Here is a 3,393-nt window from a genome sequence, read left to right as displayed (position 1 = left end):
CGGGAGAGGTGGGAGGTGGTCACTCCGCGGGCACGCGGTGGTGGTCCGGCACGGACGCGGCGCCGGGCGCCGCCTCTGGGGCTGCGCCGGCCTCCGCCTCCTTCCGCTTGAAGATCCGCATCACCACCACGAAGAAGACCGGCACGAAGAACACCGCCAGCACGGTGGCCGAGATCATGCCGCCCATCACGCCGGTGCCGATCGCCTGCTGGCTCTTCGAGGCGGCGCCGGTCGCGATGGCGAGCGGCACCACGCCGAAGATGAAGGCGAGCGAGGTCATCACGATCGGCCGGAAGCGCAGCGTGGCGGCCTCGACCGTCGCGTCGACGAGGCTGGTCCCCGGCTTCCAGAGGTCCTTGGCGAACTCCACGATCAGGATCGCGTTCTTCGCCGAGAGGCCGATGATCGTGATGAGCCCGATCTTGAAGTAGACGTCGTTCGGCATGCCGCGCAGGTAGACCGCCGCCACCGCGCCGACGACGCCGAGCGGGATCACGAGCAGCACCGAGAACGGGATCGACCAGCTCTCGTAGAGCGCCGCGAGGCACAGGAACACGATCAGCACCGAGAGCGCCAGCAGCAGCGAGGCCTGGCTGCCCGCCTGCTTCTCCTGCAGCGACTGGCCGGTCCAGGTGTAGCCGAAGCCCTTGGGCAGCTGCGTCGCCAGCCGCTCCATCTCGGCGATGGCCTCGCCGGACGTGTAGCCCGCCGCCGGCTCGCCGGTGATGCGCACCGACTGGTAGCCGTTGAAGCCGATGATCTGGGCCGGCCCGACGCTCCACTTGAGGTCGGCGAAGGAGGACATCGGCACCATGGTGCCCTGGCTGTTCTTCACCCCGTAGTTGAGCAGGTCGGCGGCGTTGAGGCGCTGCAGGTCCTCCGACTGCACGATGACGCGCTGCATCTTGCCCCGGTTCGGGAAGTCGTTGACGTAGACCGAGCCGAGGTTGACCTGGATCGTGTCGTTGATGTCGTCGAAGCCGACCCCGAGGGCGGCCGCCTTCTCGCGGTCGATCACGAGCTCGGCCTGGGGCGCCGGCGGCAGTCCCTCGACGTAGACCTTCTGGAGGACGGGGCTCTTCTTGGCGAGCGAGAGGAGCTGCTCCTGCGCCGCCATCAGGGCGGAGTAGCCCTTCTGGGCGCGGTCCTGCAGGCGGAACGAGAAGCCCGACGCGTTGCCGAGGTTGTCGATCGGCGGCGGCTCCAGCGCCTGGATCACCGCGTCCTTGTAGGTCGCCAGCGCCTTGTTGGTGCCCTCCACGAGCTTGGCCGCCGCGTTGTCGGCGTCGCGCTCGCCCCAGGGCTTCAGGGTCACGAAGGCCTGGCTCGTCATCTGGCCCTGGCCGGAGAACGAGAAGCCGTTGACGATCGTCACCGTGGCGACGCCGGGCTGGGCCATCAGGTGCTCCTCGACCGCCTTCACGGCCGCGAGCGTGCGGTTGAAGGAGGAGCCCGGCGGCGTCTGGATGTCGACCGTGAAGAAGCCCTGGTCCTCCACCGGCAGGAAGCCCTCCGGCAGGCGCACGAAGGCGTAGGCGACGCCCGTGACGAGGGCGAGGTAGACGAGCATCACCCGGCCGGACTTGGCGATGAAGGCCTGCACGCCGCGCCCGTAGCGCGCCGTCTCGCGGTCCACCATCCGGTTGAACCACCCGAACACGCCGCCCTTGGCGTGGCCGTGCCCTTTCGCGATCGGCTTGAGCAGGGTGGCGCAGAGCGCCGGCGTCAGCGAGAGCGCCAGGAAGGCCGAGAAGGCGATCGAGGTCACCATCGCGATCGAGAACTGGCGATAGATGATGCCGACCGAGCCGGGGAAGAACGCCATCGGGATGAACACCGCGATCAGCACCAGCGTGATGCCGATGATGGCGCCGGTGATCTGGCCCATGGCCTTCCGTGTCGCCTCCTTCGGGGGCAGGCCCTCCTCGTTCATGATGCGCTCGACGTTCTCCACGACGACGATGGCGTCGTCGACGAGGATGCCGATGGCCAGCACCATGCCGAACATGGTGAGCACGTTCACCGAGAAGCCGGCGAGCAGCATCACCGTGCAGGTGCCGAGCAGCGCGATCGGCACCACGATCGTCGGGATCAGCGTGTAGCGGATGTTCTGCAGGAACAGGAACATCACGACGAAGACCAGCACCACCGCCTCGATCAGGGTGTGCAGCACCTTCTCGATCGAGGCCTCGACGGCCGGCGTGATGTCGTAGGGGATGTCCCATTTCAGGTTGTCGGGGAAGAACTGCGCCAGCTCCTCCATCTTGGCGCGGATCGCCTTCGCGGTCTGGAGGGCGTTGCCGTCCGGCGCCAGCGTCACCGAGATGCCGGCCGCCTCGCCGCCGTTGAGCCGCGTCGTGAACTTGTAGTCCTCGCCGCCGAGCTCGATCCGCGCGATGTCGCGCAGGCGCACGTTCGAGCCGTCGGGGTTCGCCCGCAGCACCACGGCGCCGAACGCCTCGGGCTCGGTCATCTGGCCCTTGACGACGATCGGGAAGTTCATCGCGCTCGTCGACGGGCTCGGCTGCGCGCCGACCGCGCCGGAAGCGATCTGCACGTTCTGGTTCTGGATCGCCTTCGTCACGTCGGACGGGTTGAGCGAGAGGCCGCGCAGCTTGTCGGGGTCGATCCAGACGCGAAGGCTCCGCTCGGTCGAGTAGAGGGTGGCGCGGCCGACGCCGGGGATGCGGCGGATCTCGTTGATGACGTTGCGGATCAGGAAGTCGCCGAGGCCGACCTCGTCCATCGAGCCGTCCGTGGAGACGAGCGTGATGATGTTGAGGGTCGCGGCGGAGGCCTCCTCCACCAGGATGCCCTGCTGGCGGACCTCGGCCGGAAGGCGCGCCTCGACGCGCTTGAGGCGGTTCTGCACCTCGACGCCGGCGTAGCCCGGGTCGGTGCCGGGCTCGAAGTTCGCCGTGATCTCGACGACGCCGAAGGAGTCGGAGGCCGACTCGAAGCTCTGGATGTTGGCCGCGCCGTTCAGCTCGTCCTCGATGAGGCGCGTCGTGCCCGTGTAGAGGTTCTCGACGGAGGCGCCCGGATAGGCGGTCGAGAGCGCGATCGAGGGCGGCGCGATGATCGGGTACTGCGCCACCGGCAGCTGCGGGATGGCAAGCGCCCCCCCGAGGCAGATGAACAGGGCGACGACCCAGGCGAAGATCGGCCGGTCGATGAAGAAGCGAGCCATGCGGAATTCTGTCGTTCGAGGGCGCTCCGCCGCGCGGCTCGGAAGGGCGCGCGGCGGTATGGCGGCGAGGCGGCGGGCGGCCCCGGTCAGCGAGGCCGGATCAGCGGGACCGGGTTCAGCGAACCTGCGACACGGACTGGGCGGGGGCCGCCTCGCTCTCGTCGGCGTCGCGGGGCTTCAGCTCGGCCTGGTCGGCGGGCGGG

The 3,393-nt window shown here is 69.0% G+C and carries 1 protein-coding gene; it reads right to left on the bottom strand.

Annotated features, from left to right (window positions below; translation table 11 throughout):
• Positions 1-19: 19 nt before the first annotated feature.
• Positions 20-3,190, bottom strand: a complete 3,171-nt coding sequence (locus MOX02_RS29880) for a multidrug efflux RND transporter permease subunit (protein WP_147029391.1) — start codon at positions 3,188-3,190, stop codon at positions 20-22.
• Between the last annotated feature and the right edge of the window lie 203 nt (positions 3,191-3,393).

Source organism: Methylobacterium oxalidis (assembly GCF_007992195.1).
In the GTDB taxonomy this organism is placed as follows: Bacteria; Pseudomonadota; Alphaproteobacteria; order Rhizobiales; family Beijerinckiaceae; genus Methylobacterium; species Methylobacterium oxalidis.
The sequence above is the reverse complement of the archived record's forward strand: the minus strand, read 5'-3'. Positions and strand labels throughout refer to the sequence as shown.